This is a genomic window from Emticicia agri (assembly GCF_004168285.1).
Taxonomy (GTDB): Bacteria; Bacteroidota; Bacteroidia; order Cytophagales; family Spirosomataceae; genus Emticicia; species Emticicia agri.
Genome location: NZ_SEWF01000161.1, coordinates 1 through 1,266 on the forward strand (window position 1 = coordinate 1; position 1,266 = coordinate 1,266).

Annotated in this window: 2 protein-coding genes; both read right to left on the minus strand. The window is 36.7% G+C overall.

Annotated features, from left to right (window positions below; all coding sequences use genetic code 11):
* Nucleotides 1-854, minus strand: an 854-nt coding sequence (locus EWM59_RS27480; RefSeq protein WP_130024371.1) for an ISAon1 family transposase, incomplete at its 3' end; no start/stop codon positions are given.
* On the minus strand, nucleotides 844-1,200 hold the full coding sequence (locus EWM59_RS27485; protein WP_130023127.1) for an ISAon1 family transposase N-terminal region protein: 357 nt from the start codon (nucleotides 1,198-1,200) through the stop codon (nucleotides 844-846). The genes EWM59_RS27480 and EWM59_RS27485, both read right to left, overlap by 11 nt.
* Nucleotides 1,201-1,266: the final 66 nt, after the last annotated feature.

The following is a 1,266-nucleotide window of genomic DNA, read 5'->3' on the forward strand; positions in this document are numbered from 1 at the left end:
AAGTTTACAATCGTTTTATAATGGTTCTGAATTGACCTGGCTACTGTATTGAACGATTTAAAACCAGCCTGTCTTACTTTCTCGTGCCATTTAGCCAGTCTTGTTAGGCCATATAGCTTATCATTGGTATTCTCAAAGATATGAGAAAGACTCATGGTTAAGTCATAGGCTTGCTTAATGTCAGGGTACAGGTCGAATAATAAAGTAGCTCTTTGCTTTTGGTTTTCAGTCCAGTCTTTCTCTTTTTTGTAAAGGACATATCTGCTTCTGGCTAGTAGCTGTTTGATAGTATCTCCATTGGAGAGTACTATGGGGACATATTCTGTATCGGTTTTCTTAGCCAATTCAATAGCATCATTTTCAGCATCCAGTGCTTCCCATCTGTGTTTGATTCTGATTTCCTGTAAAGCCTCTGTGGCTAGTTTTTGTACATGAAAACGGTCTGTAACTCTGGTAGCATTTGGGAAAGTTCTTTTGGCAATTAATTCCATATTAGCAGCCATATCTAAGGTAATCTCTCTGACTTTCTTGCGAAGATTGACATGAATTTTCTGTAACACATCAATCAGCGTTTCTGCCTTAGTACCCGCTATAATGGCAACAATACTGCCTTTTTTACCTTTAGATGCTTTATTTGTTAGAATAGTATAAAGTTCTCCATCAGACAAACTGGTCTCATCGATGGATAAATATTTGCCTATGTTCTGTGGAAAAAGAAGCCATTTCTTAGCATGACTTCGCTGAGGCCAAGTCTTAAAATCAATTAGATTGTTCTTATACTGCTCTTGTAATCTTTTGCCATTTACTCCATAATAAGTAGCAATACTTTGAGTAGCATCTGCATTAGAATCGATTGATAGCTTTTAAAAAAGCGGCAAACTCTTGTGTCATTCGAGTGCCGTCCGCTACTAATTCCCAGTTCCGATATACTACTTTGCCAAGCGTATGACTAAACCACCTACGGCGCTTAATGTGTAGAAAAACTTTATGCCCTCTGATTGGAAAATCCTGAACTGTAATCTCATCAAAGAAACCTTTGGATTCCAACTTCTGAGATTCAAATTCTTTGGGTATATGATTAAATTCCTGTAGATATAAATGCTTCACCTCCTCTGTAGTCTTATTAGAAGTAAGTTCAAAATTTTCAATAATGATAGCTGGTAGCAATAACTTTAATAATTCTTCGTAATTTCCTTGCATCTGTTCTTTTAGTAAAATGCAAAGGTCGAAATTATTTTACCTCCCCACAACTTTTGGGACTGATCC